Below are 380 nucleotides of genomic sequence, written 5' to 3'. Positions count from 1 at the left end.
GGCTTGGCGCGCGCCAAGTCGACCTGGGAAAGCGCTCCGGCCGGCGAGACCTTCACGACGGCCGGCCTTCCAGCACCGAACGCAACCGCGAGATAGACGTCGTGGGTGATGGGATGGACTGCCATGCCGTTGATGTGGATGCTGGATTTGGACGCCTTGAGCATCGCTGCAATCCGGTCGTCGATGCCATCCATCTCCAGTGGTGGCGCGGCGGCGGGGGCCACCCCTTCGCCCATCGGGTAGGCGAAGACCGCGCCGCTGACGTTGTCGCCAACAAACAGCACTCCGTCTGGGCTGAAGGTTAGGACCCCCGCGTATTGCAGCTTAGCCGGGGTTCGTGAGGACGCAGCTGCGACGGACGCGGGGGCGGCGTGCGCGAG

General features: G+C 66.8%; 1 protein-coding gene. It reads right to left on the bottom strand.

Features of this window, described 5'->3' with window-relative positions; translation table 11 throughout:
- The coding region (locus EOA22_RS37525) for a hypothetical protein (RefSeq protein ID WP_206521626.1) at positions 1 to 284 on the bottom strand (284 nt) is incomplete at its 3' end.
- Between the last annotated feature and the right edge of the window lie 96 nt (positions 285 to 380).

The sequence above is a fragment of the Mesorhizobium sp. M7A.F.Ca.US.014.04.1.1 genome, from assembly GCF_003998745.1.
GTDB classification, from domain to species: Bacteria; Pseudomonadota; Alphaproteobacteria; order Rhizobiales; family Rhizobiaceae; genus Mesorhizobium; species Mesorhizobium ciceri.
Note: the sequence above shows the minus strand (reverse complement) of the source record. Positions and strands in the feature narration are given on the sequence as shown.